This is a genomic window from Aeromonas sp. S5(2024), from assembly GCF_041403025.1.
In the GTDB taxonomy this organism is placed as follows: domain Bacteria; phylum Pseudomonadota; class Gammaproteobacteria; order Enterobacterales; family Aeromonadaceae; genus Aeromonas; species Aeromonas hydrophila.
Genome location: NZ_JBGLRI010000013.1, coordinates 1 through 26,917, shown reverse-complemented (window position 1 = coordinate 26,917; position 26,917 = coordinate 1). Strand labels below are relative to the sequence as shown.

Here is a 26,917-nt window from a genome sequence, read left to right as displayed (position 1 = left end):
GCGGCAAGCCGGGTGGCGACCCCAAGATGGCGGCTTTTCAATGCTCATGAGAACGCCCATGAAAAAGGCCGCCCGCAGGCGGCCTGATGTTGGTCACGGTCGATCAGGCATCGCCCATCGCCAGCAGGGAGGCGTTGCCGCCCACCGCCGTGGTGTTGATGGTGCGGGTCTTCTCGGTCACAAAGCGGCTCAGGTAATGGGGGCCGCCCGCCTTGGGACCGGTGCCGGAGAGGCCCTGCCCGCCGAACGGCTGCACCCCGACCATGGCGCCTATCTGGTTGCGGTTGATGTAGACGTTGCCCACGTTGATGCGGCTCGCCAGCTCCTCGGCATGGGATTCGTTGCGGCTGTGGATCCCCAGCGTCAGGCCGTAACCGGTGCCGTTGATATCGCTGATCACCTTGTCCAGATCCCGGGCGGCGTAGCGCACCACGTGCAGGATGGGGCCGAACTGCTCGCGGGTCAGCTCGCGGATGGAGCCGATCTCCAGCGCGGTCGGCTGCACGAAGTGGCCCCCCAAAGTCACGGCCGGCATCGGCGCCTGGGCGATCAGGCGGGCACGCGGGATCATGTGCACCAGGTGCGCATCCAGCCCAGCCTTGGCCTCGGCGTCGATGACCGGGCCGACGTCGGTGTTGTGCTCGGCCGGGTTGCCCACTTTGAGCTCCTGCAGGGCACCGGTGAGGATCTCCAGTACCCGCGGCGCGATCTCTTCTTGCAGGTAGAGCACCCGCAGGGCGGAGCAGCGCTGGCCGGCGCTCTGGAAAGCGGCGCTCACCACATCGCGCACCACCTGCTCCGGCAGGGCGGTGGAGTCGACGATCATGGCGTTCTGGCCGCCGGTCTCGGCGATGAGCGGCAGGATGGCGCCATCGCGCTGGGCCAGGGTCATGTTGATGAGCTTGGCGGTCTCGGTGGAGCCGGTGAAGCAGACGCCGCCGATGCGGGCATCCGCCGTCAGCTTGGCACCGACGGTAGCGCCGTCACCCGGCAACAGTTGCAGCACGTCGCCGGGAATGCCGGCCTGATGAGCCAGGGTCACCGCCAGGTGAGCGATGAGACCGGTCTGCTCGGCCGGCTTGGCGATCACGGTGTTGCCGGTGGCCAGCGCCGCGGCGACCTGGCCCAGGAAAATCGCCAGCGGGAAGTTCCACGGGCTGATGCAGACAAACACGCCACGCCCCTGCAGGAACAGCTCGTTCATCTCGCCGGTGTAACCCGGCAGCAGGGTCGCCTGCCCCATCAGGCCACGAGCCTGCACCGCGTAGTAGCGGCAGAAGTCCACCGCCTCGCGCACCTCGTCGATGCCGTCCTGCAGCAGCTTGCCCGCCTCGCGGGTACAGAGGGAGATGAACTGCTCGCGGTTCGCTTCCAGCAGATCCGCCAGCTTCTCCAGCGCCGCGGCACGCTCGCTCACCGGGGTCTCGCGCCAGCGCGGGAAGGCGGCATGGGCCGAGGCCAGCGCCTGCTCCACCGCCTGCTCGTCGGCCCAGTGGATCTTGCCGACGGTCAGGCTCACATCCTGCGGGCTCAGCACCACGCGGGCCTCGCTGCGCTTGAGGGTCTCGCCATCGATGATGGGGCCCGCCAGCCACTGCTTGCTCTCCAGCTCCTTCAGCTTGGCGAAGAAGGGACGCTGGATGGAAACGATGTTCATGTTGACGCCGCTGGAGTTCTTGCGGTCGCTGAACAGGTTCACCGGCTGCGGAATGCGATCGTTGGCCAGGCTGGAGTAACGCTTGAGGGTGCGCAGCGGGTGCTCGGCCAGGGAGTCGACCGGGGTGTTGGGATCCACCAGCTTGTGGACGAAGGAGGTGTTGGCCCCGTTCTCCAGCAGGCGACGCACCAGGTAGGGCAGCAGATCCTTGTGGGCACCCACCGGCGCATAGATACGGCAATGCAGGCCGGGATGCTCGTTCAGTACGGCGTTGTGCAGCTCCTCCCCCATGCCGTGCAGACGCTGGAATTCGAACTGGCGATCGCCGGCCATCTCCAGAATGCTGACCACGGTATTGGCGTTGTGGGTGGCGAACTGGGGCGAGATGAAGCCGCGGGTCGGCTCGCTCAGCAGGTAGCGGGCGCAGGCAAGGTAGGAGATGTCGGTGCCCGCCTTGCGGGTAAACAGCGGATAGCCGGGCAGGCCTGCCTGCTGGGCATATTTCAGCTCGCTGTCCCAGTAGGCGCCCTTCACCAGCCGCACCGGGATCAGGTCCCCCTGTTCGCGGGCCAGCCCGGTGAGCCAGCAGAGCACCGGCAGGGCGCGCTTGGAGTAGGCCTGCACCACCATGCCGAGCTTGCCCCAGCCGCGGTTCGCCTCGGAGCGATAGAGCTGCTCGAACAGATCGAGGGAGAGCTCGAGGCGGTCCATCTCTTCGGCGTCGATGCTGATGGCCACGTCCTTGTCACGGGCGAGGCGCACCAGTCCCACCAGCCGCTCGCACATCTCGCCGAGCACCCGCTCGCGGTTGGCCACGTCATAGCGCGGATGCAGCGCCGACAGCTTGATGGAGATGGAAGGGGCCGGGCCGCCGTCGCTGATGCGCTCGTTGCCCACCGCCTCGATGGCGCGCTGGTAGTCACCGAAATACTTGTCGGCATCGGCCAGGGTCAGGGCGGACTCCCCCAGCATGTCGTAGGTGTGGGTGTAACCCTTCTCGCGGGACTTGCGGCTCGCCTTGAGGGCTTCCTTCATGTCGCGCCCCAGCACGAACTGTTTGCCCATGATCTTCATGGCGGCGTACATGGCGGAGCGCACCACCGGCTCCCCCAGCTTGTTGACCATGCGGCCCAGCAGGTTGGCCGGGTTGCCGTCCAGCTTCTTGTCCAGCTTGATGATCTTGCCGGTCAGCATCAGCCCCCAGGTGGAGGCGTTCACCAGGGTGGAGTCGCTCTTGCGAAAATGGGACGACCAGTTGGCGCCGGAGAGCTTGTCCTTGATCAGGGCATCGGCAGTCTCGGCATCGGGAATGCGCAGCAGCGCCTCCGCCAGGCACATCAGGATGATCCCCTCCTGGGTATCCAGGCTGTACTCCTGCAAGAAGGCGTCGATGCCGTCGCCGGAGCCGCTCTCCTTGCGCACCTTAGTCACCAGGGTGCGGGCACGCTGGGTCACCCGTTCCAGCGAGGCGCCATCCCCCGGCAGCATGGCCGACAGCTCGGCCAGATAGGCATTTTCATCCACCACGTAGTTCTGGGTGATGGCTTCGCGCAGGGCGGCCAGATCGGAGGGAACATAGTCAGCGGCAAGCACTTGGGTAGCTTTGAACATATGGGGTCTTCCTGTACGCCCTAGGGCTGATATCGACGAAGGCGGCCGTGCCGCCGAAACGCCGATAATGTATACAATATCGACCCATAGATGAAATGAAATTGTTGCCTATTATTAACAAAGATCGCTGATTGGCTCATATGACGCACGATATCGGCGCCATATGCTAACCATACAAAATTCATGGCCTTATTTTGTATACAATTTTACTCCAGACAAAAAAGAAGGGTCGCCATGGCGACCCTTCACTTTGCTTCCGACAGCCGTTGTCAGTTCATCCAGCGATCGCCGCGGCTGCGACGACGGGGCAGCATGGGCAACAGGATGCCGAGCAGGATACCGCCACCCACCATGGCACCACCGCGGATGAACCAGTCCATCTGCATGTCGTGCTCCTGGTTGTCGTAGCTCTGGGTCAGGGCGTCGTTCTGCTCTTTGAGATTGCCCATCTCCTCGCTCTGGCTGGCCAGCTGAGCCTTCAGGCTGGCGATCTCCTTGCTCTGCTCGGCGATCTTGCCATCCTTCTCGGTGAAGCGTTTCTCATTGTCACCGTTGAGGTTCAGCAGACGAGCCTTGGCCTCTTCCAGCTCTTTTTGCACCTGGGGCAGCCGTTCGCGCAGGCTGATCTCGCCCTGCAGCTCGCTGCTCTTGATCCAGCCTTCACGGCCACGACCATCCACCACCTGGGTGAAACCGGCTTCGTTGTTCACTGCCTTGACGTCCAGCGGCTCACCCGCCTTGACGCTGCCAAGGATCCGGTACTGGGTACCCGGACCATTGTGAATAAAGGTAAAGATGTTGTCTGAAACATAACGGGTATCGGCCAGTGCCTGTTGGGCACACAAGCAGATCAGGATCCCGAGAAGGGCGCGCATGGTCGATCGGTTCTCTTCGTTTGGTTAGGTGACTGGCGAATGTTAAGCCGCCTGCGGGTCAAAGGACAAGCAAAGAAAAGTGGCGCCCCCCGAGCTGAGAGCTGGCTCGCAACTTGTCTGCGCCGCGACGCGACCATTCCGGACGCCGCTGCCTATTTCTGTTTCAGTGCCTTCACCTCGTCCCGCAGGGCACGCAGCTCCTGCAACAACAGATCCTGCTGTGCACTCTGGTGATGGCGCCACTTCTCCAGCTCGCCATCCCCCCGCCCCGGCTGCAGAAACAGGCTGGCCATGAAACCGCTGATGGCGCCAAACAGGCCGACCCCGAACAGGATCAGCAGGCTGGCGACGAAACGCCCTTGTTCCGTCTTGGGCACCAGATCGCCGTACCCCACGGTCGACAGGGTCACCAGCGTCCACCAGAAGGCATCGTAGGGCGTCTGGATCTGGCTGCCGGGCTGGCCCGATTCGATCAGATACATGACCCCGGAACCAACCCCCAGCAGCAGGAAGAACAGGAACAGAATGCCGGAGAGGGTGGTCTCGTTGCGCTCGCGACGGAACATGGCCCAGAGGTCCGGGTGCTCCTTGAACAGCTGATAGACCCGCCACAGCTGCAGCAGCCGGGCCCAGCGCAGCTGCTCCACCATCGGCAGGCTGCCCGGCAGATAGAACCAGTTGGCCTTGAAGAAGGCCATCCGGTCGGGGGCTCGGGCCCAGCCATAGGCGAAGTGGGCGAGGAAGAAGTAGCAGATCAGGCTGTCGACGTCATAGAACAGCTGCAGGGTCTGGGGGGTGAGCTGGGCATGTCCCCACCAGCGGGCCGTGACCAGCAAAACCGAGATCACCGACAGAAACGCCATCAGCAGATCCATGGCGCGCAGATGAGTTAAGTGATGTCGCATACATTTTCCCACTTTAGGCACGGTGCGAATTAATAAAAAGGAAGATAATGCCGATAGTCCTGAGGACAAAGGAAAACCGGTCATTAAAAGGAGAAATATTATGCAGTTAAACCCGCTGGAGAGGCGAATGAGCAATATCCGGCTGGTACCCAAAGTGGTACTGCTCATGGTGTTCAGTACTGTGCTGCTGCTGGTCAAGCTCTGGTTCGACGCCAGCAATCTGGAAACCACACTGCTCAGCGAAGGCATCGCGCCCGACAAGGCGGACACTATCGCCAACAGCCTGCTCTGGACCGGGTTGATGGAGACCGCCATCATGGGGCTGCTGTTCGTGGTGCTGCTGCTGACCGGCTCGCGCCTGATGGTCAAGCAGGTGCACTATCTGGTGGGCCTGCTGGAGCGCTTCGCCCGCAAGGATCTGAGCCACCGGGTGCTGCTCAAGTCCCGTGACGAGTTCGGTGACATCGCCAAGGCGGTGGCCCACTCCCAGGAGAACCTCAAGGAGGTGTTCGGCACCCAGCGCGTCGCCTGCAAGGAGCTCAACGACATCGCCTCCCAGGTCACCCTTTGCATGGAGGAGGCCAACGAGGCCATCAGCGAGGAGTTCACCCAGATTGAGCAGTTGGCCAGCGCCATGAGCCAGATGGTGGGCGCCATTCGCGAGGTGGCCGCCCATGCGGAGCAGGCCTCCCACGCCACTGCCGAGACCAGCCTGCTGGCCGAGGAGGGCAGCCGTTGCGTGGCCGCCACCGTCAACACCATAGACACCCTCTCCGGCAACATTCAGCGCTCCTCCACCGTGGTCAATCAGGTGGAACAGGGGGTCGAGCAGATTGGCTCCGTCGTGGATACCATTCGCGGCATCTCGGAGCAGACCAACCTGCTGGCGCTCAACGCCGCCATCGAAGCCGCCCGCGCCGGCGAGGCCGGCCGCGGCTTCGCGGTGGTTGCGTCCGAGGTGCGCGAACTGGCCAACCGGGCCCAGGCCGCCACCGTCGAGATCCAGAAGATGATCGAGCAGCTGCAGGGCAACGCCCGCCAGGCCGCCGAATTGATGGCCCAGAGCGTGCAGCAGGCCGACAAGGGGGTGGAGCAGGTGACCCAGGCCGGCGACCAGCTCGCCACCATAGTGCAGCGGGTACAGGGGGTGGCCGACATGAACCGCCAGATCGCCGCCGCCTCCGAGCAGCAGAGCTCGGTGGCCGAGGAGATGAGCGGCAACCTGGAACAGGTCAAGCAGGTGGTTGAGGGTTCCGTGGTCGTCCTGCGCGAGCTGCAGGAGGCCTCCGAACTGGTGGAGCGCCACAGCCAGACCCTGGATACTCATATTCAGGCCTTCAAGCTGGCCTGACGGGCGCCATCTCACAGACAGGAAGAGATGGGCCAGCCCCTGGACAGCACTCATCATTCAGGCCTTCAAGCTGGCCTGACACAGGGCCGCTGTTGTTGAACGTCGCAATCCGGTTAGACTGGAAGGCCCCACGAGGGGCCTTTCTTTTCTCATCGCGGCAAGGAGCCAGGATGCAGACCACAGAACTTGCGCTTGAAATCAGCGCCGACAAGGGACGGCTCGACGTGCCGCTGATCCACCGCTTCTTGTCTGAGGAAGCCTACTGGTGTCGCGGCATTCCCCTTGCCACCCTGCAGCGGGCCATCAACCATTCGCTCTGTTTTGGCGGCTACCTCGGCGCTCAGCAGGTCGCCTTCGCCAGGGTCATCACAGACAAGGCCACCTTTGGCTATCTGGCCGACGTGTTTGTCCTGCCCGAGCATCGCGGCTGCGGCTACAGCAAGGCGCTGGTGGCGGCCATGCTCGACCATCCCGAGTTGCAGGGATTGCGTCGCCTCTCCCTCGCCACCTCCGACGCCCACGGCCTCTACGCCGGTTTCGGTTTCGTGCCGCCCGCCGGCCCCGGCAGCCTGATGGAGATCTACCGCCCCGATATCTACCAGCGCACCTGAATCACTGGCTGCCGATAATTCCCGCCGGATCATGCTTCTCGCCCCTGCGCTGTGACGCGGGGGCCCGACAGTGCTAGATTGGCAGCCAGCGTTTTATCCGGCAGTTTCGTTAATCACAAGGACGGCAACCGTGGCCCAGCACTCTCCCTCTTTCTCCGCCTTCTCCCCCCTGCTGCAGGAGCTGGCCCAGCGCCACTGGCAACGGCTGATTGAACTGGCCCCCGACTATGGCAACCAGCCCGAGTCGGTGCGCCAGACCCTGCTGACCCTGCTCGGTCTCTCCGATTTTGTCGCCGATTCCCTTTGCAAACAGCCGGAGTTGCTGGGGCAACTTCTGGCCTCCGGAGATCTGGAGCGCTCCGAACGCTGGCCCGCCTACCAGCGCGATCTGACCGCTCTGCTGGCCGAGGTGGACGACGAGGAGGCGCTCAAGCGCATCCTGCGCCAGTTCCGTCGCAGCCGCATGCTGGTGATCGCCTGGCGCGAGCTGCTCGGTCACGCGGCGGTGGAAGAGAGCTTTATCCACCTGACCAGACTGGCGGATACGCTGATCTGCGCGGCCCGCGACTGGCTCTACGCCAAGCAGTGCGGCGAGCTGGGCACCCCGATGGATGGCGACGGCAATCCGCAGCCGCTGCTCATTCTCGGCATGGGCAAGCTGGGGGGCGGTGAGCTCAACTTCTCCTCTGACATCGATCTTATCTTCACCTTCCCCGAGAACGGCTACACGGTCGGCGGGCGGCGCGAGCTCGCCAACCAGCAATTTTTCATCAAACTGGGCCAGCGCATCATCAACGCCCTGCACCAGAGCACGGTCGACGGCCAGGTGTTTCGGGTCGATATGCGCTTACGCCCCTTTGGCGACGCGGGGCCGCTCGCCATCTCGTTTGCCGCCATGGAGGATTATTACCAGCACCACGGCCGCAACTGGGAGCGCTACGCCATGGTCAAGGCGCGGGTGCTGGGGCCCCAGTGCGAACACGCGGTCGAGCTGGCCGAGATGCTGCGCCCCTTCGTGTTTCGCCGCTATATCGACTTTGGCGTTATCGACGGCCTGCGCCAGATGAAGGCGATGATCGCCGCCGAGGTGCGCCGCAAGGGACTGGAGGGCAACATCAAGCTGGGGGCTGGCGGCATCCGTGAAGTGGAGTTTATCGCCCAGGCGCTGCAGCTGATTCGCGGCGGTCGTGAACCTGCGCTGCGGGTGCGCCACCTGCCCGAAGCGCTGGCTGCCATCGCCCAATGTGGCGCCCTCGAATCCGCCCATTGCGATCGCTTGCTGGATGCCTATCGCTTTCTGCGTCGGGTAGAGAACATATTGCAGGAGATCGGCGATCAGCAGACCCAGACCCTGCCCACCGAAGAGCGGGATCGCCAGCGGCTCGTCGCCGCCCTCGGCTTTGCCGACTGGGGCGCCTTTATGGCTCATCTCGATGAGGAGATGGCCGCCGTCCATCAGGAGTTCGCCGCCGTGGTGGGGGAAGAGAAAGAGGCACCCGCCCATCTGGAGCAGCTCTGGCTCGATCTGTGGCGCACCGAGCTCGACGCCGCCGAGCTGGAAAAACTGCTGACCGCGCAGGGGGTGACCGAGCCCGCCTCGCTCTGCGGTGCCCTGCTGCGCTTCAAGGAGGAGTACAAGCGCCGTCAGGTGGGGCCGCAGGGGCGCATCGCTCTGGACTGGCTGATGCCGGAACTGCTGCGCCTGGTGGTCGCCAGCGAGCAACCCGCCCGTTTGTTCGAGCGGGTGTGCGAGCTGCTGACCCGCATCTTCACCCGCAGTGCCTATCTGCAGCTGCTGGCGGAGAACCCGGGTGCCCTGCGCCAGCTGGTGCGGCTCTGTGACGCCAGCCACCTGGTGAGCGAGCAGCTGGCCCGCTACCCCATCCTGCTGGACGAACTGCTCGATCCCCAGCACCTCTATCACCCCACCCCGCTCGATCAGTACAAGCCCCAACTGCGCCAGTTCCTGCTGCGCATCCCCGAAGAGGACGTAGAGCAGCAGATGGAGGCGCTGCGCCAGTTCAAGCAGGTGCAGCTGCTGCGCATCGTGGCGGCCGACATCGCCGGCGCCCTGCCGCTGATGAAGGTGAGCGACCACCTCACCTGGCTGGCGGAGGCGATCACCGAAGAGGTGGTCAATCAGGCCTGGGCCCAGATGAGCGAGCGCTACGGGGTGCCACCCGAGGTGGCGGTGAGCGGCCAGCGCGGCTTTGCGGTGGTGGCCTACGGCAAGCTGGGCGGTATCGAGCTCGGCTACGGCTCGGATCTCGATCTGGTGTTCCTGCACGGCGGCGACCCCAACAGCTACACCGACGGGCGCAAGCCCATCGACAGCCGCCAGTTCTACCTGCGCCTGGCCCAGCGGATCCTGCACCTGTTCAGCACCCGCACCCCGTCCGGTATTCTCTACGAGATCGACATGCGGCTGCGCCCCTCCGGCGACTCAGGCCTGCTGGTCTCGTCGCTGTCGGCCTACGAGTTGTATCAGCAAAACGAGGCCTGGACCTGGGAGCATCAGGCGCTGGTACGGGCCCGTCCCATCTATGGCGATGAGGCGGTGATCGCCGAGTTTGCCCGTATTCGCCGCGCCGTGCTGGCCAAGGAGCGCGAACTGCCGACCCTGGCTCGCGAGGTGCGCGAGATGCGCCACAAGATGCGGGATCACCTGCTGAAAGCGGGTGCCGGCGAGTTCGACCTCAAGCAGTCCCCCGGCGGCATGGTGGACATCGAGTTCATCGCCCAGTACCTGGTGCTGGCCCACGCCTGCGGCGAACCAGAGGCGCTCACCCGCTGGTCCGATAACGTGCGCATCTTCGATGAGTGCGTGCTGGCGGGGGTGCTGACCCTGGAGCAGGCAGAGGGGCTCAAGCACGCCTATCTGGAGATCCGCAACCTCGGCCATCGCCTCAACCTCTCCGAGGTCTCTCGCAAGGTGGGCGACGACAGGCTGCTGCCGGAGCGCGGCCATGTGCTGGCGGTCTGGCAACAGCTGCTGGGGGAATAAACCGAAGGGGCGCCGAGGCGCCCCTTGTTGTATCTATCATCGGGTCGGGGTCAGCGCCCACCGGCCACGTCGATGAAGGTGCCGGTGACGTAGGAAGCCTCATCAGACAGCAGCCAGGCGATGGCGGCAGCCACCTCGGCCGGCTGACCGCCCCGTTGCAGCGGGATCTGCCCCTTCACCCGGTCGACCCGACCTGGCTCGCCGCCGTCGGCATGCATGTCGGTGTAGATAAAACCCGGACGTACCCCGTTGACCCGGATCCCCTGGGCCGCCACCTCCAGCGACAACCCCTTGGTCAACACGTCCACGGCCCCCTTGGCGGCGGCATAGTCCACGTACTCCCCCGCCGAGCCCAACCGGGCGGCGGCCGAGGAGACATTGACGATGGCGCCTCCCGCCGTCATCCGGCGCACCGCCTCGCGGCAGCAGAGAAAGCAGCTGGTGACATTGGTGGTCAGGGTCTGGTTGATGCGCTCGGCGCTCATCTCCAGCACCCGCATCTGCGGCTGCAACCTGCCGGCGTTGTTGACCAGATGGGTGACGGGGCCAAGCCGCGCGTCCATCTCCTCGAACAGACGCACCACCTCGGCCTCCACCCCGACATCGGCCTGCACCGCGATGCAGCGGACCGGATGGGAGGCCAGGATCTCGGCCACCAGCGCCTCGGCACTGGCCTTGTCATGGCGATAGTTGAGGCACAGATGATAGCCCTGCCCCGCCAGATGGCGGGCAGTGGCGGCGCCAATGCCTCTGCCTCCGCCGGTGATCAGCACCCGTTTGTTCATGGACCCTCCTGGTCATGTCGCGCATGGTGGCACTGCGAGATGGATGGCTGCCGTGTCAGGCCGGGCCGTGATCCATCACAGTCTCCACCAGCACCTTGTTGAAGCGCCGATAGCCCTGCTCATCGAGCGGGGCCGGATAGCTCAGCACCCGCAGCGCATGGCCTTGATAATCCGGCTGATAGGGCGGGTGCACGTGATCATGCTCGTTCAGGCAAAAACCCAGTGACTGATAGAAGCGCAGCCGGCGCAGGGCGATCTCGTCCTCTGGCGGGTCTATCTCCAGGATGACCGGGCGCCCCGCTGTCTCGCAGAAGGCGGCAAGCAGGCGTGAGCCGTGGTTCTGGCCGCGCAGGGCCGGGTTGATGGCCAGGTGTTCGATGTAGATCTGCTCGCCGCAGTCCCACCAGAAGATGAAGCCGAGCAGCTGCTCGCCCTGATAAAAGAGCTGACAGTGAAAGCGGGAGTCTCCCATCTTGAGCTCTTGATGCTGCGGCTGGCGCTGTTCGTAGCGGGGAAAGCTGCTGCCGTAGATCTGCCAGACCAGTGGCCAGTCCGGATGGGATATCTCTCTTGCGATTTCACTTCGACTCATTCATCTGCTCCTTGGTAAAACCACAGTGATACCATCTTTGTCCGGCCCAAACACCCCTCTCTTTTGCTGCCGACGCCGGCAGCATCCCGCTTAGACACCTTGCTCGCCAGTGGCCCACAATGCACAGAGCCCGCACGGGGCGGGCTCTGCATGGCGATAACGCGAAAGGCTGGGGCTATTTGAACAAGCCCTTGAGCAGCTGATCGGCCACCCCCTTCACCCCTTCGTTGTCGGCCTTGTCACCCAGCAGCTTCTTGAGACCGCGCTCGGCCTCCTTGCGGGCCTTCTCCTCCAGCAGCTTGTTGTTGCTGAGCAATTCCTTCACGTCGAGCCGGTAGCTCGGTGCCTGCCAGTGGCCGCCGATGCGCACCGGTATGGTGATGTCCTTGAGCTCGTCCACCGTCTTGCCCCCCTGCCCCTTGCTGCTCTCCACCACCGAGGTGAGGAACAGGAAGTCGAGGGTCTCCGGCACCAGGGCGGTCTGGCCCTGCCCCTTCACCCGCAGGGCGGGGGCAAACAGCTGGATGTCGTCGCTCCTGGCAACCCCGTCAGCAATCCGGAAGCTGGCGGTGAGCGCGCTGAAGTCGGTCTTGCGCACCTCCTTCACCTGATCCGCCCCCTTGCCAGTCAGGGTGGCCCGCGCCTCGCGGATCATCTCCGCCAAGTTGATGCCGTGCAGGGCACCGTCGCTCAGTCTGAGGCTCACCTTGCCCTGCATCCGGCTGCGCAGCGCCTGTTCGGAGAGTCCCGAGCCCTGCGCCTCGACCTCCAGATCCCCCTTGCCTTCCAGCAAATCGGTCTGGGCCAGGGTCTGCAGCAGCGGCCGCACATCGACCCCCTGCACCCGCTTGTGCACCTGATAGCGGGCCGGCTGCTGACGGGCATCGAGCACGCCGCTGGCGGTCACCTGGCCGCCGGCCACCCCGGCGCTGAACTGCTTGAGGGTGAGCTGGCCACCGGCCAGGGCCAGTTGCAGATCGACAGCGCTCAGATCCAGCCCCTTCAATCGCAGGCTGCCCAGTTGCAGCCGGCCAGCCAGGTCCACCGCCTTGAGGGCGGCCAGGTCGGGCTCTTGCGTTGAGAGCGCCTTGGCGGCGGGCGCGGTGGTCTGTGCCGGCGCCCCGGCCGGCGCTGCAGCACCCGAGGTGGCGGTCGCAGGCGCCGCCTTGGCCGGCTGACCGAGCCAACTGTCCAGGTCAAGCTTCTCCCCCTTGAGGTCGAACCCTACCCTGGGCACGGCACCCAGCTGCACGCTGCCGTTGCCGCTGAGCAGGGCATCATCCACTCCCATCACCAGGTTGCTGAGGGTGACGGCCTGTTTGCCCAGCTCGGCGCGGGCAAAGCCTGCCAGCTTCACCTGCATCTGCGGGCGCGGCAGGGCATCGCCGCTGAGCTTGGCGGCCAGCACGGCATCCGACAGCTCCAGCAGTTGCCGGTTCTCATCGAGCCGCGCCTTGAGGGTTCCCTCCAGCGTACCGGCCAGGGTCGGCTTGTCCGCCGCCCCCTGGGCCCCTTGCAGACTGAGGGTGAGGCTGCTCCACTGTCCCAGTGCCAGCCGGTCGGCCTTGAGGGAGAAGGCATCCAGCCGCTGGGTCGGTTCGCTCAGACTCCCCGCCAGCGCGACGTCTTTCAGCTCGCTGCGGCTGACATCGGGCGCCAGCTTGAGCTGGGCCGACCCCTTGAGATCAAACGCCAGCTCACCCTGGGCCCCCTTGGCGGCCAGGGTCACCGGCACCCACTGATCCACCGCCAGCTGGCCCAGGTTCAGGTCCAGCTGTTCGAGGTGGGAGACGGTGCCGTTGCGATCGTCCTGCAGCAGGGCGCTGGCCTGTTGCAGCTCCACCCCTTGCAGGCTGATCTGCCAGGGTTGCTTGTCACTGGCGGGCGGGGGCGTCGTTGCGGCAGGCTCGGAGGTCGTCGCCTCCCCCTTGGGCTCGGCGGAGGCCTTGAGCAGATCGCTCAGGTTGGAGCTGCCGTCAGCCTTGGTCTGGATAAACAGATGGGCGCCGCTCAGGGTCACCTTGCCGATCTTAAGCTTGTGGGAGAGCAGCGGCAGCAGGCCCACCGAGGCCTCCCCGCGGGTGAAGCGCACCAGGTCGGGCTCGGCAAAGCCGGCAGGGTTACGCAGCGCCACCTGCTCGAGGGAGAGGCCGAGGCTTGGCCAGAAACGCCAGCCGATATCCCCTTGTATCACCAGCTCGCGGCCGGTGCTCTTGCGCACCTGTTCCACCAGCTGGGGCTTGAACTGATTGGGATCGATGAGGGACACCAGGGCGGCGATGGCCACCACGGCCGCCAGCGCCAACCCCAGCAGGATGTAGATGATCTTCTTCACGATGGACTCCTTGAATGCGGATCTTGTTGCTGACTATACCACCGGGGGGATGACAGATGGGGCCCGTCTGCCAAAACGGGCCAGCGGCGAGACAGGGATGGTCGCAGCGAGTCCTGCCAGCGCAGCCCTGCCAACGCGCGGCAATGAAAAGGGCCCCGCAGGGCCCTGATGATAGTGGATGGCTGGCGCCCGTCTCGCCCGGATCAAGGCTGACGCGGCAACTGCTGATAGCCCATCTCGTACAGGGTGAAGGCATAGATGTCCGCACTCTGCTCGATAAGCTTGGCCACCGGCGTGCCCGCCCCGTGCCCGGCATTGGTCTCGATGCGGATGAGCTGGGGATGGGGGCCGGCATTGTCGGTCTGCAGGGTGGCGGCAAACTTGAAGGAGTGGGCCGGCACCACCCGATCGTCGTGATCCGCCGTGGTCACCATAGTCGAGGGGTAGCTGACCCCTGGCTGCACCTGGTGCAGCGGCGAGTAGCCCTTCAGGTAGTCGAACATCGCCTCGCTGTCGGCGCTGGTGCCGTAGTCATAGGCCCAGCCTGCCCCGGCGGTGAAGGTGTGGTAGCGCAGCATGTCGAGCACCCCCACCGCCGGCAGGGCGACCCGCATCAGATCCGGCCGCTGGGTCATCACAGCCCCCACCAGCAGACCGCCGTTGGAGCCACCACGGATCGCCAGCCGATCGGTGCGGGTGTAGCCCTCGGCCTTGAGGTACTCGGCCGCCGCGATGAAGTCGTCGAACACGTTCTGCTTGTTCATCCTGGTGCCCGCCAGGTGCCAGGCCTGGCCATACTCGCCGCCCCCGCGCAGGTTGGCCACCGCATAGACGCCCCCCAGATCCAGCCAGTTGGCCACCGACACACTGAAGCTCGGGGTCAGGCTCACGTCGAAACCGCCATAGCCGTAGAGGATGGTCGGGTTGCTGCCATCGAGTTTCAGCCCCTTGCGGTAGCTGATGATGAGCGGCACCCGGGTGCCGTCCTTGCTCTGGTAGAAGCGCTGCTCGGAGACATAATCCGCTGGCTTGAACGGCGCCGCCGAGGCGCGATAGAGGCTGATGGCGCCGCTCTTTGGCTCGAACCGGTAGAGAGTGGGCGCCTGGGCATAGTTCTCGAAGCCGAAGTAGAGGGCGGGATCATCGTGCTTGCCGTTGAAGCCGCTGACGCTGCCAAGGCCGGGCAGCGCCACCTCGCGCACTCGCTTGCCCTCATAGTCGAACTGTTCGACCCGGGCGGTGGCATCCACCATGTACTCGGCGAACAGATAGCCGCTGCCGCTGTGCACCGTCAGTACCTGTTGACGCTCGGGGATGAGATCCCGCCAGCGGGCCGGCCCCGGGTTGGCGGCATCCACCGTCACCAGCCGGCGGTTGGGGGCGTCCCGGTTGGTCAGCAGGTAAAGGGTGCTGCCCTGGTTGTCCACCAGGCTCACATCCGCATCCAGATCCCCCTGCACCGTCAGCAGCGGCGCGTTCTCCTGGCTCAGATCCTTCACATAGAGGCGGTTGCCGGAGGTGGAGTTCGCCGCCGAGATGAGCAGGAAGCGGTCATCTTCGGTGACGGTCGCCCCCACGTAGCGGTGGTGCTGGGCCGGGATGGCGCCGAACACCAGCCGGTCATCCTCCTGCGCCGTGCCGAGCCGGTGGAAATAGACCTTGTGCTGATCGGTCTTGGCCGACAGCTCGCTGCCATCTGGCTTGTCGTAGCTCGAGTAGAAGAAGCCCTCGTTGCCGAGCCAGCTGATGCCGCTGAACTTCACGTCCTTGAGCGGCGCCTCCAGCGGCTGCTTGCTCTGTACGTCCATCAGGTGGATCTCGCGCCAGTCGCTGCCGGCCAGCGACAAGGAGTAGGCCAGGATGCGGCCATCGCGGGAGAAGCTCAGCTGATCCAGCGCCGTGGTGCCGTCGGGGCTGAGGGTATTGGGATCGAGGAACACCTCGGCCGGCTTGCCCTCCAGCTGGCGCCACAGCACGTTCTGGTTCTGCAGGCCGTCGTTCTTGAAGAAGTAGTGGTAGCGCCCCTCGCGAAACGGCGCCCCCTCCTTGGCGTAGTTCCAGGAGGCGGCCAGCTTCTCCTTGATGGCGGCGCGATACGGGATCTCAGCCAGATAGTCCCGGGTCACGGCGTTCTGGGCCTTGACCCAGGCCTCGGTCTCGGGGCTGCGATCATCCTCCAGCCAGCGATAGGGGTCGGCCACGGCCTGGCCGAAGTAGTGATCCACCTGCTCACCCTGGCGGGTGACGGGGTAGTGAAGGCGCGCTTTCCCTGACATGGCATCCTCTTTGGTTGACTGGCCACTGCACGCACACAGCAGTGACAGGGCCAGCAGGCTGACAATGGCTCGCATCGATGCGGCTCCCTGCGATTTCGGGTGAAGCGGGCAGGTTAGCAAAGAGTGCCGGACGGCCCAACCCCCCAGCGGGTGACCAGGCAACATGAGCGGGCAACCGCCACAACCCTGAACAATCGGAGTCATATGAATTTTTTCGCTTAGGTTTGCCAGTTTATTTTGTTTGTTATCCGGCACTTGGGTCACAGGATGGAATAAGCGACTGACCATCTCGACTCATTCAGGATAAAGCATGCCGTACAGCTACCTATCACATCTGCGTTGCAGCAAGACCGGCGAGATTGTGGATGCCGATCAGCCCCAGCAGCTGAGCCCGGTCGGCGCCCCCTTGCTGGCCAGCTACGACCTCGAGGCCCTGAAGCAGGCCTGGCATCCGGCCGCCCTGCTGGGTCGTCCCGCCAGCCTGTGGCGCTACCACGAGCTGCTGCCGGTGCGCGACCCCGCCCAGGTGGTCACCCTGGGGGAAGGCTTCACCCCGCTGTTGCCGCTGCCACGCCTCGGCAAGCAGGTCGGCATTCCGGATCTCTGGATGAAGGATGAGAGCCTCACCCCCACCGGCTCCTTCAAGGCCCGCGGTGCCGCGGTCGGCGTCTCCCGCGCCCGCGAACTCGGCGTCACCCACTTCGCCATGCCCACCAACGGCAACGCCGGCGCGGCCTGGGCACTCTACGGCGCCCGCGCCGGCTTGCGCAGCACCATAGTCCAGCCCCAGGCGGCCCCTGCCATCACCCGGCTGGAGAGCGCCCTGGCCGGTGCCCGCCTCTATCTGGTGGACGGCCTCATCAGCGACGCCGGTCGCCAGGTGGCCGAGGCGGTGGCGCAGCAGGGGCTGTTTGATGCCTCCACCCTCAAGGAGCCCTATCGCATCGAGGGTAAGAAGACCATGGGGTTTGAAATCGCCGAGCAGCTCGGCTGGACCCTGCCGGACGTCATCCTCTACCCCACCGGCGGCGGGGTCGGCCTCATCGGCATCTACAAGGCGCTGCGGGAATTGCAGGAGCTGGGCTGGGTGCAGGGGCCGCTGCCGCGCCTGGTGGCGGTGCAGGCGAGTGGCTGCGCCCCCATCGTCCAGGCCTGGCAGCAGGGGGAGCGCGAGTCGCGCTTCTGGCCCGACTCCCAGACCCTGGCGTTCGGCATCAACGTACCCAAGGCGCTGGGGGATTTTCTGGTGCTGGATGCCCTCTATCGCACCGAGGGCTGCGCCGTTGCGGTGGAAGACGGCGCCATCCAGCGTGAGCTGCGTCAGCTCGCCTCCCAGGAGGGCTGCTTCGTCTGCCCGGAAGGGGCGGCCGCCTTCGCCGCCGCCCGCCAGTTGCGGGAAGCGGGCTGGATCCAGGGGGGCGAGCGGGTGGTGGTGCTCAACACCGGCGCCGGCATCAAGTACCCGGACGCCATCACTGTCGTGCCCCAGCGGCTGCGCCGCGACGGGAGGATCCCGGCATGAGCTTCGACTGGTCCTTTGTTCTCACCACCCTGCCGGCGTTCGGCCAATCGGTCTGGATCACCCTGCAGCTCGGCGCCATCGTGATCCTCACCTCGCTCGCCGTGGCGCTGCTCAATGTGACGCTGCAAAGCCTGCACAGGCCCTGGCTGAACAGGGTGATCCGCGCCTATGTGGAGCTGGCCCGCAACACGCCGCTCTTGATCCAGCTGTTCTTTCTCTACTTCGGGCTGCCGGCGCTCGGCCTGTCTCTGTCGGGCTTTGCCACGGCGGTGATCGCCATGACCTTCCTCGGCGGCGGCTACCTGACCGAAGCGCTGCGGGCGGGCATTCAGGCGGTCCCCCCCAGCCAGCTGGAGGCGGGGCGAGCCATCGGCCTCTCCCGCTGGCAACTGCTGCGCCACGTGCAGTTGCCCCAGGCCTGGCTCGCCAGCCTGCCAGCGCTGTTTGCCAACTTCATCTTTCTGCTCAAAGAAACCACGGTGGCCTCGGCGGTGGCGGTGCCGGAGCTGCTCTACACCACCAAGAACTACATCGCCCTCTACTACAAGACCTACGAGATGCTGGCGGTGCTGACCTTGATGTGCGTGCTGATCTTTCTGCCGCTATCGCTCGCCCTGCGCGTCGTTGAAAGGAGGCTGCAACATGGTCAGTTCGGTCACTGAATCGCTGATGCAGGCATCGATCGTCCTGCTACCGCTATCACTCGCCACCGAGGTGCAGGAAAGGAGGGATCAATATGGTCAGTCCGGTCACTGAGCCACTGATGCAGGCAGCGATCGTCCTGCTGCTACCGTTCGCCACCCATGCACCAGAAAGGAGGGCTCAATATGGCCAGTCCGGTCACTGAGCAGCTGACTCAGGCGCTGCCGCTGCTGGCGGTGGGCGCGGGTCAGACCCTTGCCATCTCGCTGCTCGCCATCCTGTTCGCCACCCTGGGCGGGGTCGGTTACGGCGTGCTGGCCCAGCAGGGGGGAAGGCTGACTCGGGGAGTGTTGCGGGTATATCTGGAGCTGTTTCGGGTGGTGCCCGTGCTGGTCTGGCTCTACCTCTTCTTCTTCGGGCTGCCGATCTTCTTCGGCCTGGACATCCCGGCCTTCTGGTGCGCCGTGCTGGTGCTGGCCCTGTGGGGCGCCAGCGAGGTGGGAGAGGTGGTGCGCGGTGGCCTCAACTCCCTCGCCCGCGGTCAGCAGGAGGCCGGCCTGGCGCTCGGGCTCTCCCGCTGGCAGCTCTATCGCCACGTGTTGCTGCCCCAGGCGCTGCAACGGCTGACGCCGCCGACCATCAACATCTACACCCGCATCATCAAGACCAGCTCGCTGGCGGTGCTGATCGGGGTGGTGGAGGTGATCAAGGTGGGCCAGCAGATCATCGAGCGCACCTATGGCTCGCTGCTCATCTACGGTCTGCTGTTCCTGTTCTTTTTTCTGGTCTGCTATCCGCTCTCGCTCGCCTCGCGCCGGCTGGAGCAACAATGGGGTAATGCGGTATGACACCTCTGCTTGAGCTCAATGCTGTCAGCAAACAATTCGGCCAAAACCGGGTACTGGACGAGGTCAGCCTCACGGTGAACGCCGGGGAAGTGATCGTCATCCTGGGGCCGAGCGGCTGCGGCAAGAGCACCTTGCTGCGCACCCTGAACGGGCTCGAACCGATTCAGGGGGGCGACATTCGCTTCGATGGAGAGCGGCTGGATGCCAGCACCGACTGGCAACGGGTACGCCAGCGGATCGGCATGGTGTTCCAGAGCTATCACCTGTTCCCCAACCTGACGGTGCTGGAGAACGTGCTGCTCGGCCCCCTTCAGGTGCAAAAACGAGAGCGGCAGGAGGCCCTGCTGCAGGCGGAGCAGCTGCTGACCCGCATCGGCCTGTGGGAGCGGCGCCACGACTATCCACGCCAGCTCTCCGGCGGCCAGCAGCAGCGCATCGCCATCGTGCGGGCCCTGTGCATGAACCCGCAGGTGATGCTGTTTGACGAGGTAACCGCTGCGCTGGATCCCGAGATGGTGCAGGAGGTGCTGGAGGTGATCCGCGATCTCGCCGGCAGCGGCATGACCCTGCTCATCGTCACCCACGAACTGGCCTTCGCCCAGGCGGTGGCCGATCGCATCGTCTTCATGGACGGCGGCCACATCCTGGAGCAGGCCGCGCCCCACCAATTTTTCGACAATCCCAGGAGCCAGCGTGCGCGCCAGTTCCTCGCCAAGTTTTCTTATACAAATGTCATCAAACGAAAGGAGTCAGCATGAAAAAAATCACCTCGGTTCTGTTCAGTGCCTTGTTGGGACTGGGTCTCGCCAGCGGCGCCGCCCATGCGGCGGACGGTTCCCTCGACAAGATCAAGGCGCGCGACAAGCTCATCGTCGGCGTCTTCACCGACAAGCCCCCGTTTGGCTATGTGGACGAGAAGGGCAACTACGTCGGCTTTGACACCGACCTCGGTCGCCGTTTCTCCAAGGATCTGCTGGGGGACGAGAACAAGGTCGAGTTCGTGGCGGTCGAGCCCGCCAGTCGCATCCCCTTCCTGCAGAGCGACAAGGTGGATCTCATCCTCGCCAACATGACGGTGACCCCGGAGCGGCGGCAGGTGGTGGACTTCACCAACCCGAACCTGCGAGTGGCGGTACAGGTGCTGGTGCCACAAGGGAGTCCGGCCAAGCAACTGGATGATCTGGCCAGCAAGCGGCTTATCGTCACCACCGGCACCACGGCCGACATCTGGCTGACCCGCAACCACCCGGACTGGAAGGTGCTCAAGTTCGAGAAGAACACCGAATCCCTGCAGGCACTGACCCAGGGCCGTGGCGACGCCTATGCCCAGGACAACCTGGTGCTCTTCAGCTGGGCCAAGGAGAACCCGGGCTATCGGGTGCTGCCCGAGAAGCTGGGCTCGGAAGACCCCATCGCGCCGGCGGTGAAGAAGGGCAATATTGAGCTGCGTGACTGGGTCAACGACCGCCTCGCCAAGCTGGGGGAAGAGAAGTACCTGCTGAAACTCTACGACCAGTATGTGCGCGACAAACTGAGCGCCGATACCGATCCCAACGACGTGATAGTGGAAGGAGGCAAGTGGCAGGGCTGAGCCTGCCAGAAGTGCTGAGAGTGTGATGTGTGTGAAATCTTGGTTCCGTTGGTCCGCAAACCGCAAGGTTTGACCTTTCAGGCGTCCCCCTCGGGTGGCGCCTTTTTTTCGCATGAGAAAAAGAACCGGGCCAGGGGCCCGGTTGAAAACCCGCGCAGAGCAGGCTGTGTCACGTCGATGACACGGTTCAGGCTGCCGGACTGGCACAGGGTGCCGTCCGGCCAACTCGCCAGGCCACCGAGGCGGGATGAGCCCTCGGCAGCGCCGGCGAATGGGGTGGCGCCGCGGGCGCCGAAGAGAGTGCCTACTCCCGCTCCAGTGCGTGGATGGGGTCCATCCGCGCCGCCCGCCGTGCCGGGAAGAAGCCAAACAGCACGCCGATGAGGCTCGAGCAGAAGAAGGCCATCAGCACGGCGTCCAGGGAGTAGCTCAGGGTGAACTGGCTGCTGAAGTGCTCGAACAAGACACCGATCAGCAGGGAGAGCAGCACCCCGGCCGCCCCGCCCAGCAGGCAGACCAGCACCGCCTCGATCAAGAACTGCTGCAGTATGTCGCCGGTTCTGGCCCCCACCGCCATCCGCACCCCAATCTCGCGGGTGCGCTCGCTCACCGACACCAGCATGATGTTCATCACCCCGATGCCGCCCACCACCAGGGAGATGAGCGCAATCATGGCGATCAAGAGGGTCAGGGTGGCATTGGTGCTGGTGATCGCCTGGCGGATGCTGTCGGTGTTGAGCACGAAGAAATCCTGAGCGCCGTGCCGTTCACGCAGCAAGCGGCTGATGCCATCCTCGGCGGCGGCCAGCGCCACCTCGTCCTGCACCCGCACGCTGATGCTGCGCAGGTGGCTCTGGCCCAGCATCCGCGTCATGGCCGTGGTATGGGGGATCCAGACATTGAGGTTCTCGTCGCTGCCAAAGCCGCTCTGATTGCGGGCCACCACCCCGATCACCCGGCACGGCAGGCTCCCCAGCAGGATCACCTGACCGAGCGGCGACTCCCCCGCACTGAACAGGCGCGCCAGGCTGTTCTCGTCGATCACCACCTCCTGCGCCAGAGCGGTCACGCTGGCGGCATCGAACAGCATGCCCTGCAACAATCGGTAGCCGCGCACCTGGAAGAACTGCTCCCCCACCCCGTTCACCGAACCCAGCACCGCCTGGCTGCCCCGACGCAGGGTGACGCTGGTGGCCAGACTGGGGGTCACGCTGTGCACATAGCCGAGCCCGGCGAGGGCCTCGGCATCTTCCACCCTGAGGGTCTGGACCGCCTCGGCCCGCCGATCGCCGAAGCCGCTGCCGGGGAAGATCTCCAGGGTGCTGGTACCCATGGCATTGATGTTGGCCAGCACCTGCTGCTGGGAGCCACGCCCCAGCGCCACCACCGACACCACGGCGGCGATACCGATGATGATGCCGAGCATGGTGAGGAAGGTGCGCATCCGCTGGGCCCGCATGGCCAGCAGCGCCATCTTGAAGGCGGCGCCGAGCCGCCCGGCCAGAGCGCCGCGTTCCTCGGTGTCGGTACGGGGAGTGGTAGGCGCAGGGGACGGCGGTGTCGGCTGGCGACGACGGTCGGCCACCACCTCGCCATCTTTGAGCTCGATGATCCGCTCGGCCTGTTCGGCGATCGCCATGTCGTGGGTCACCAGCACCAGCGTGTGGCCCTGCCGATGGAGCGCGCCCAGGATACCGAGCACCTCGGCCCCGCTCTGGCTGTCGAGGGCGCCGGTCGGTTCGTCCGCCAGGATCACCTGACCGCCGTTGATGAGGGCGCGGGCAATGCTGACCCGCTGCTGCTGGCCGCCGGAGAGCTGGCTCGGCTTGTAGTCGAGCCGGCTGCCGAGCCCGAGCCGCTGCAGCAGGCTCTCGGCCCTCGCCTTGCGCGCATCGCCGGCCAATCCGGCATAGAGCGCAGGCAGCGCCACGTTGTCGCGGGCACTGAGATCCCCCAGCAGGTGATAGCGCTGAAAAATGAAGCCAAAGTGCTCGCGGCGCAGGGTCGCCAGCGCATCGGCCGTCAGCCGGCCCGTCTCCCGTCCGGCCACCCGGTAGCTACCCTCGCTCGGCTGATCTAGGCAGCCCAGAATATTGAGCAGGGTCGATTTGCCGGAGCCGGAGGCGCCGACGATCGCCACCATCTCGCCCCGCGCGATGGTCAGGTCGATCCCCTTGAGCACCTCGACGCGTCGCTCCCCGTCACCAAAATGGCGGCGGATCCCGCTCAGTTGCAACAGTGGTTCCCTCATGGTCACATCCCCATCGGTGGGCCCATTCGCCCGCTCTGCTGGCGCTGGGCCGTCAGCTGACTCACCACCACGGCCTCCCCGGCGGTCAACCCCACCAGGATCTGGGCATCCACCTTGTTGTTGAGGCCCACCTTCACCTGCCGCCATTGTGGGCGGCCGGCCTCATCCACCACCTGCACCCGCCCCTCGCTCAGGGCGATGGCCGGGATCACCAGGGCGTTGCGCTCGGTCGCCAGCACTATGTGCACCTGGGCCGTCATGCCGATGCGCAGGGCCCGCTGCGGGTTTTCCACCTCAAACAGACCGTGGTAGTAGACGGCCGTGCTGGTCGAACTGCTGCTGGTCGTGTCGTCGTTGATGGTGTCGGGGGCGGGCTCGATGGCGCGCAGACGGGCCTGATAGCGCTGCTCGGGTGCCCCCAGCACGGTGAAATAGCTGGGCAGGCCGGCCTTCACCCTGATCACGTCCGCCTCCGAGATCTGCGCCTCCACCGTCATGGTGTCGAGCCGCGCCACCTTGACCATGGTCGGGGTACTCTGCACCGCGTTGACCGTCTGCCCCTGCTCCACCGGGATCGCCACTATGGTGCCCGCCATGGGGGAGACGATGCGGGTATAACCCAGATTCACTCTGGCGGTGTCGACCGCGATGCGGGCCTGCACCGCTTGCGCCGTCAGCGCCCGGATGTCGGCGCGGGTGGCCGTCAGGGTCGCCTCCGCGCTGTCGTAGTCGGCCTGGCTGCCCAATCCCCGGGCCAGCACCTTGCGCTGGCGCTCGAAGGCCAGCTGGTTGTTGCGCAGAGTTGCCCGGCGCGAGGCCAGCTGGGCCTGTACGTTGTCGAGGGCGGCGTCGGCATCCTTGAGGGCGTTCTGCTGGGTGAGATCGTCGATCTCGACCAGCAGATCGCCCTGCTTCACCTCATCCCCCAGCGCCACGTGCAGCGCCTTGATCTGCCCCGACACCTGGGCCCCCACGCTCACCAGCTTCTGGGCCTGCAGGGTGCCGTCGGCCAGCACGCTCTGCTCCAGATCCCGCCGCTCGACCGGGGCCGTGATGTAAGAGGCGGTTGGTGCCGCAGTGGAGGGCAGCAACAGCCAGCCGGCACCGACCAGCACCAGGGCGGGCAGCAGCAGGCGAACAACGAGGAGACGGGCACGGGCCATCGCGGATATCCTTGGCTGAAACAGAGGGTAAAACAGACCCGGGCAATCTACTCCAATGTCCGGTTAAGCCTCTTGCAGGGCAGTGTAAGGATTGCGTAAAAGCAGCTGTCAGGTGGAGACGGACACGGGAAAATGGCGCCAACCCGAGACGGAGAAGAGCGATGAAGATCCTGCTGGTGGACGACGATCTGGAGCTTGGCACCATGCTGAGCGAATACCTGGCTGGCGAAGGCTTTGCCACCACCCATGTGCTGACCGGCAAGAGCGGCGTGCAGCACGCCCTCTCCGGCAACTATGCCGCCGTGGTGCTCGACATCATGCTGCCCGATCTGAACGGCAGCGAGGTGCTGCGCCACATTCGCCGCGACAGCCGGATCCCCGTCATCATGCTCACCGCCAAGGGAGACAACATCGATCGGGTGATCGGGCTGGAGATGGGGGCCGATGACTATGTGCCCAAGCCCTGCTACCCACGGGAACTGGTGGCCAGGCTGAGGGCAGTGCTGCGCCGGGTCGAGCCTGCCCCCGCCCATCCGGGCAAAGAGCAGGGTCTGCGCCTTGGTGAGCTGGTGCTCTCCCCCGCCAGCCGTCAGTGTCACTGGCAGGCGCAGCCGCTGGAATTGACCGCCACCGAGTTCAACCTGCTGGAACTGCTGCTGCGATCCCCAGAGCGGGTGGTCAGCAAGGATGAGCTCTCCCTGCACGGGCTCGGCCGCCCGCGCGAGCCCTATGATCGCAGTGTCGACGTGCACATCTGCAATATCCGTCAGAAGCTGCAGGCCCTGGCGGGCGAAGCCGTCGGCATCGAGACGGTGCGCAGCATAGGATACCGGTTGGCATGATCCTCAAGGGGCGCCTGTTCTGGAAGATCCTGTTCGGCTTCTGGTTCACCATCATCATGATGAGCCAGCTGCTGTGGGTGGCCTTCAGCCTCTATCGCCACGAAGGGCCGCCGGAGCAGCGGATGGCCAACCAGCTGGCCGAGCGTCAGCTGGCAGCCGCCGCCAGCCTGTTGCAGCGGCAGGGACCGGCTGCGGTTGCTGCCCTGCAGGCCAGCTGGCCGGCCCGGGAACGAAGGCTGCTGCAGCTTGAACCGGTCGCAGCAGAGCAATCCACAACACAGGGCGGCCGCATCCTGTTGGGAGCCGATGGCCGGCACTACCGGCTCGACTACGACAGTGCCGGCCTGCAGCAGTTGCTGGCACCGCCCCAGCCCCGCCGCAACTGGCTCAACATGCCACCGCCCATGTGGTGGATCGGCGGACTTGGCGGCCTCTTCTTCAGCGCCCTGCTCGCCTGGCACCTGACCCGCCCCATGAACCGCTTCCGGCAGGGATTCGAGCGCCTCGCCCAAGGGGATCTGGCAGTGCGCCTCTACCCCGCCATGCGGCGGCGCCACGACGAGATCAGCGATGCGGCCCGCGACTTCGATGCCATGGCCGAGCGGCTGCAACTGCTGGTGGAGAGCCGCGAGCAACTGCTGCACGACGTCTCCCACGAGCTGCGCTCCCCCCTTGCCAGGTTGCAGCTGGCCATCGGCCTCGCCCAGCAGGATCCGGCCAGGATCGAGGGATCCCTCGAGCGGATCCAGCTCGAGACCCAGCGCATGGACAAGATGATCGGCGAGCTGCTGACCCTCACCCGCGCCGGCCATGGCGAGCGAGACGGCGAGGAGTATTACGATCTGCAGGGGCTGGTCGACGCCGTGGTGAGCGATGCCCGCTACGAGGCGCAGCACATGGGCGTCGAGATCAAAACCTGGGTGGATGAACCCCGGGAATACACGGTCTGCGGACAGGCGGAGCTGATCCGCCGGGCCCTCGATAACGTGCTGCGCAATGCCTTGCGCTTCTCGCAAACGGGCCAGACCATCCGCCTGACCCTGATGCGGCAGGGCGACGAGTTCATCGTCGAGGTGGCGGATCAGGGGATGGGGGTGGATGAGAGCAAGCTCTCCAGCATCTTCGATCCCTTCGTGCGGATCGGTTCCCCCGCCGCAGGCAAGGGTTATGGGCTGGGCCTTGCCATCACCCGCAAGGCGATCCAGGCCCAGGGCGGACGGGTCAACGCCAGAAACGGTGAAGAGGGCGGCCTGATCGTTACCCTCCATCTGCCGGGCTAGCGGCTCCGCCCTGTCACCACTGCTATCGGTTAGCCCCGCAGCCGCTGCAATTGACTGATGGCGGCGCCGGTAGAGCGGAAAGCAAACTCGGCAGGGGCAAGGCCGGCCAGCTTGCGCCACTCGCAGGCGGCCACATCGTCGGCCGCCACCACCAAAGGTTTGTCTACCAACTCCAGCAGAAAGACGGTGTCGCAGGTGTGATAGGTCACCTCGTCATAGGGATAGACGTTAGCATAGGAGCCCAGGTAGCGCGGCGTCTCCCCCGTCAGATCCAGTCCCAGTTCCTCCTTGAGCTCCCTCACCAAGGCTTTCTCCAGCGATTCGCCGGGATCGACGAAGCCGCCCGGCAGATCCAGCAAGCCCCGGCCGGGATCACGGGCCCGCACCGCGACCAGCAGCTCGTCCTGCCAGCACAGCGCCACCATCACGGCCGACGCCACATTCTGGAAATAGTGAAAACCACAGCCACAGGCAAACTCTTTCTCGCTGCGCTGTTGCAGCGATCCGGAACCACAACGCGGACAAAACATAGGGGGACTCCCATCTGACACCAAAGGCGCATTGTATGCCGAACTCCCTCCCTGATGGAAAGGCTTGAGGCACAACCCCCATGACGTGATAAATCAGCGGGATATAAAAGAGAGAGGGGGCAATTCGGGGAAAGTGAAACGAAAAAAAGCCCAGTCTTTCGACTGGGCTTCTTAAGTAGTGGCGGAGCGGACGGGGAGACGGACAGAGTCCGGCTCAAGCACAAAGGACCACAGAAAGGGACCGAG

The 26,917-nt window shown here is 65.2% G+C and carries 20 protein-coding genes; 10 read left to right on the top strand and 10 right to left on the bottom strand.

Going from position 1 to position 26,917, the window contains the following annotated elements:
- Positions 1-103: 103 nt before the first annotated feature.
- From putA to ACB032_RS19910, 3 genes are all read right to left on the bottom strand, one after another.
- Positions 104-3,268, bottom strand: coding sequence for a bifunctional proline dehydrogenase/L-glutamate gamma-semialdehyde dehydrogenase PutA (gene putA, locus ACB032_RS19920; RefSeq protein ID WP_371138616.1), 3,165 nt, complete (start codon positions 3,266-3,268; stop codon positions 104-106).
- 269 nt (positions 3,269-3,537) lie between these two features.
- Complete coding sequence (locus ACB032_RS19915) at positions 3,538-4,143, bottom strand: TIGR04211 family SH3 domain-containing protein (RefSeq protein ID WP_011704726.1); 606 nt, start codon at positions 4,141-4,143, stop codon at positions 3,538-3,540.
- 152 nt (positions 4,144-4,295) lie between these two features.
- A complete protein-coding gene (locus tag ACB032_RS19910; RefSeq protein WP_080973092.1) occupies positions 4,296-5,117 on the bottom strand; it encodes a potassium channel family protein in 822 nt (273 codons plus the stop codon).
- A gap of 31 nt (positions 5,118-5,148) precedes the next feature.
- On the opposite strand from ACB032_RS19910, the gene ACB032_RS19905 reads away from it, so the two are divergent.
- The 3 genes from ACB032_RS19905 to glnE all read left to right on the top strand — a co-directional run bounded on the left by ACB032_RS19905 (position 5,149) and on the right by glnE (position 10,014).
- A complete protein-coding gene (locus ACB032_RS19905; protein ID WP_029302409.1) occupies positions 5,149-6,399 on the top strand; it encodes a methyl-accepting chemotaxis protein in 1,251 nt (416 codons plus the stop codon).
- 170 nt (positions 6,400-6,569) lie between these two features.
- The gene (locus ACB032_RS19900; RefSeq protein WP_371138615.1) at positions 6,570-7,010 is read left to right on the top strand and encodes a GNAT family N-acetyltransferase; all 441 of its coding nucleotides are present in this window, start codon (positions 6,570-6,572) and stop codon (positions 7,008-7,010) included.
- Between the two features lie 130 nt (positions 7,011-7,140).
- Positions 7,141-10,014 carry a bifunctional [glutamate--ammonia ligase]-adenylyl-L-tyrosine phosphorylase/[glutamate--ammonia-ligase] adenylyltransferase gene (gene glnE, locus ACB032_RS19895; RefSeq protein ID WP_371138614.1) on the top strand — a complete coding sequence of 958 codons (2,874 nt, stop codon included), beginning with the start codon at positions 7,141-7,143 and terminating at the stop codon, positions 10,012-10,014.
- A 50-nt stretch (positions 10,015-10,064) separates the two neighbouring features.
- On the opposite strand, the gene ACB032_RS19890 is transcribed toward glnE, so the two are convergent.
- From ACB032_RS19890 to ACB032_RS19875, 4 genes are all read right to left on the bottom strand, one after another.
- Entirely contained in the window at positions 10,065-10,799 is a 735-nt protein-coding gene (locus ACB032_RS19890) for an SDR family oxidoreductase (RefSeq protein ID WP_371138613.1), read from the bottom strand.
- Positions 10,800-10,854: 55 nt separating this feature from the next.
- Positions 10,855-11,391 carry a GNAT family N-acetyltransferase gene (locus ACB032_RS19885; protein ID WP_201887486.1) on the bottom strand — a complete coding sequence of 179 codons (537 nt, stop codon included), beginning with the start codon at positions 11,389-11,391 and terminating at the stop codon, positions 10,855-10,857.
- 175 nt (positions 11,392-11,566) lie between these two features.
- A complete protein-coding gene (locus ACB032_RS19880; RefSeq protein ID WP_371138612.1) occupies positions 11,567-13,726 on the bottom strand; it encodes an AsmA family protein in 2,160 nt (719 codons plus the stop codon).
- A 203-nt stretch (positions 13,727-13,929) separates the two neighbouring features.
- On the bottom strand, positions 13,930-16,077 hold the full coding sequence (locus tag ACB032_RS19875; RefSeq protein ID WP_371138611.1) for a prolyl oligopeptidase family protein: 2,148 nt from the start codon (positions 16,075-16,077) through the stop codon (positions 13,930-13,932).
- A gap of 235 nt (positions 16,078-16,312) precedes the next feature.
- On the opposite strand from ACB032_RS19875, the gene ACB032_RS19870 reads away from it, so the two are divergent.
- From ACB032_RS19870 to ACB032_RS19850, 5 genes are all read left to right on the top strand, one after another.
- A complete protein-coding gene (locus tag ACB032_RS19870) occupies positions 16,313-17,524 on the top strand; it encodes a threonine synthase (RefSeq protein ID WP_016349494.1) in 1,212 nt (403 codons plus the stop codon).
- Positions 17,521-18,186: an amino acid ABC transporter permease gene (locus ACB032_RS19865; protein WP_270814678.1), complete on the top strand. Its 666-nt coding sequence runs from the start codon at positions 17,521-17,523 to the stop codon at positions 18,184-18,186. The genes ACB032_RS19870 and ACB032_RS19865 overlap by 4 nt, the downstream gene beginning before the upstream one ends.
- A 165-nt stretch (positions 18,187-18,351) precedes the next feature.
- On the top strand, positions 18,352-19,014 hold the full coding sequence (locus ACB032_RS19860) for an amino acid ABC transporter permease (RefSeq protein WP_161646621.1): 663 nt from the start codon (positions 18,352-18,354) through the stop codon (positions 19,012-19,014).
- Positions 19,011-19,772 carry an amino acid ABC transporter ATP-binding protein gene (locus ACB032_RS19855; RefSeq protein ID WP_371138610.1) on the top strand — a complete coding sequence of 254 codons (762 nt, stop codon included), beginning with the start codon at positions 19,011-19,013 and terminating at the stop codon, positions 19,770-19,772. The genes ACB032_RS19860 and ACB032_RS19855 overlap by 4 nt, the downstream gene beginning before the upstream one ends.
- On the top strand, positions 19,769-20,605 hold the full coding sequence (locus ACB032_RS19850; RefSeq protein ID WP_371138609.1) for a transporter substrate-binding domain-containing protein: 837 nt from the start codon (positions 19,769-19,771) through the stop codon (positions 20,603-20,605). The genes ACB032_RS19855 and ACB032_RS19850 overlap by 4 nt, the downstream gene beginning before the upstream one ends.
- A 304-nt stretch (positions 20,606-20,909) precedes the next feature.
- Here ACB032_RS19850 and ACB032_RS19845 read toward each other — a convergent pair whose 3' ends face one another.
- Both ACB032_RS19845 and ACB032_RS19840 read right to left on the bottom strand, forming a co-directional pair.
- Complete coding sequence (locus tag ACB032_RS19845; RefSeq protein ID WP_371138608.1) at positions 20,910-22,856, bottom strand: MacB family efflux pump subunit; 1,947 nt, start codon at positions 22,854-22,856, stop codon at positions 20,910-20,912.
- Positions 22,857-22,858: 2 nt separating this feature from the next.
- Positions 22,859-24,019 (bottom strand): efflux RND transporter periplasmic adaptor subunit, encoded by a 1,161-nt coding sequence (locus tag ACB032_RS19840; RefSeq protein WP_371138607.1) that lies wholly within the window; start codon positions 24,017-24,019, stop codon positions 22,859-22,861.
- Between the two features lie 161 nt (positions 24,020-24,180).
- Here ACB032_RS19840 and ACB032_RS19835 point away from each other — a divergent pair, with 161 nt between their 5' ends.
- Positions 24,181-24,861, top strand: coding sequence for a response regulator transcription factor (locus ACB032_RS19835; RefSeq protein WP_043162626.1), 681 nt, complete (start codon positions 24,181-24,183; stop codon positions 24,859-24,861).
- Entirely contained in the window at positions 24,858-26,141 is a 1,284-nt protein-coding gene (locus ACB032_RS19830) for an ATP-binding protein (RefSeq protein ID WP_371138606.1), read from the top strand. The genes ACB032_RS19835 and ACB032_RS19830 overlap by 4 nt, the downstream gene beginning before the upstream one ends.
- A gap of 29 nt (positions 26,142-26,170) precedes the next feature.
- Here ACB032_RS19830 and ACB032_RS19825 read toward each other — a convergent pair whose 3' ends face one another.
- Positions 26,171-26,671 (bottom strand): NUDIX domain-containing protein, encoded by a 501-nt coding sequence (locus ACB032_RS19825; protein WP_371138605.1) that lies wholly within the window; start codon positions 26,669-26,671, stop codon positions 26,171-26,173.
- Between the last annotated feature and the right edge of the window lie 246 nt (positions 26,672-26,917).

Bases quoted from the DNA above. Each gene is read 5' to 3' on its own strand.
- ACB032_RS19875 (WP_371138611.1), bottom strand. From the start codon at position 16,077: ATGCGAGCCATTGTCAGCCTGCTGGCCCTGTCACTGCTGTGTGCGTGC.
- ACB032_RS19825 (WP_371138605.1), bottom strand. From the start codon at position 26,671: ATGTTTTGTCCGCGTTGTGGTTCCGGATCGCTGCAACAGCGCAGCGAG.
- ACB032_RS19835 (WP_043162626.1), top strand. From the start codon at position 24,181: ATGAAGATCCTGCTGGTGGACGACGATCTGGAGCTTGGCACCATGCTG.
- ACB032_RS19900 (WP_371138615.1), top strand. From the start codon at position 6,570: ATGCAGACCACAGAACTTGCGCTTGAAATCAGCGCCGACAAGGGACGG.
- ACB032_RS19915 (WP_011704726.1), bottom strand. From the start codon at position 4,143: ATGCGCGCCCTTCTCGGGATCCTGATCTGCTTGTGTGCCCAACAGGCA.
- ACB032_RS19840 (WP_371138607.1), bottom strand. From the start codon at position 24,019: ATGGCCCGTGCCCGTCTCCTCGTTGTTCGCCTGCTGCTGCCCGCCCTG.
- ACB032_RS19860 (WP_161646621.1), top strand. From the start codon at position 18,352: ATGGCCAGTCCGGTCACTGAGCAGCTGACTCAGGCGCTGCCGCTGCTG.
- ACB032_RS19850 (WP_371138609.1), top strand. From the start codon at position 19,769: ATGAAAAAAATCACCTCGGTTCTGTTCAGTGCCTTGTTGGGACTGGGT.
- ACB032_RS19870 (WP_016349494.1), top strand. From the start codon at position 16,313: ATGCCGTACAGCTACCTATCACATCTGCGTTGCAGCAAGACCGGCGAG.
- ACB032_RS19845 (WP_371138608.1), bottom strand. From the start codon at position 22,856: ATGAGGGAACCACTGTTGCAACTGAGCGGGATCCGCCGCCATTTTGGT.
- ACB032_RS19865 (WP_270814678.1), top strand. From the start codon at position 17,521: ATGAGCTTCGACTGGTCCTTTGTTCTCACCACCCTGCCGGCGTTCGGC.
- ACB032_RS19830 (WP_371138606.1), top strand. From the start codon at position 24,858: ATGATCCTCAAGGGGCGCCTGTTCTGGAAGATCCTGTTCGGCTTCTGG.
- ACB032_RS19890 (WP_371138613.1), bottom strand. From the start codon at position 10,799: ATGAACAAACGGGTGCTGATCACCGGCGGAGGCAGAGGCATTGGCGCC.
- ACB032_RS19905 (WP_029302409.1), top strand. From the start codon at position 5,149: ATGCAGTTAAACCCGCTGGAGAGGCGAATGAGCAATATCCGGCTGGTA.
- ACB032_RS19855 (WP_371138610.1), top strand. From the start codon at position 19,011: ATGACACCTCTGCTTGAGCTCAATGCTGTCAGCAAACAATTCGGCCAA.
- ACB032_RS19885 (WP_201887486.1), bottom strand. From the start codon at position 11,391: ATGAGTCGAAGTGAAATCGCAAGAGAGATATCCCATCCGGACTGGCCA.
- putA (WP_371138616.1), bottom strand. From the start codon at position 3,268: ATGTTCAAAGCTACCCAAGTGCTTGCCGCTGACTATGTTCCCTCCGAT.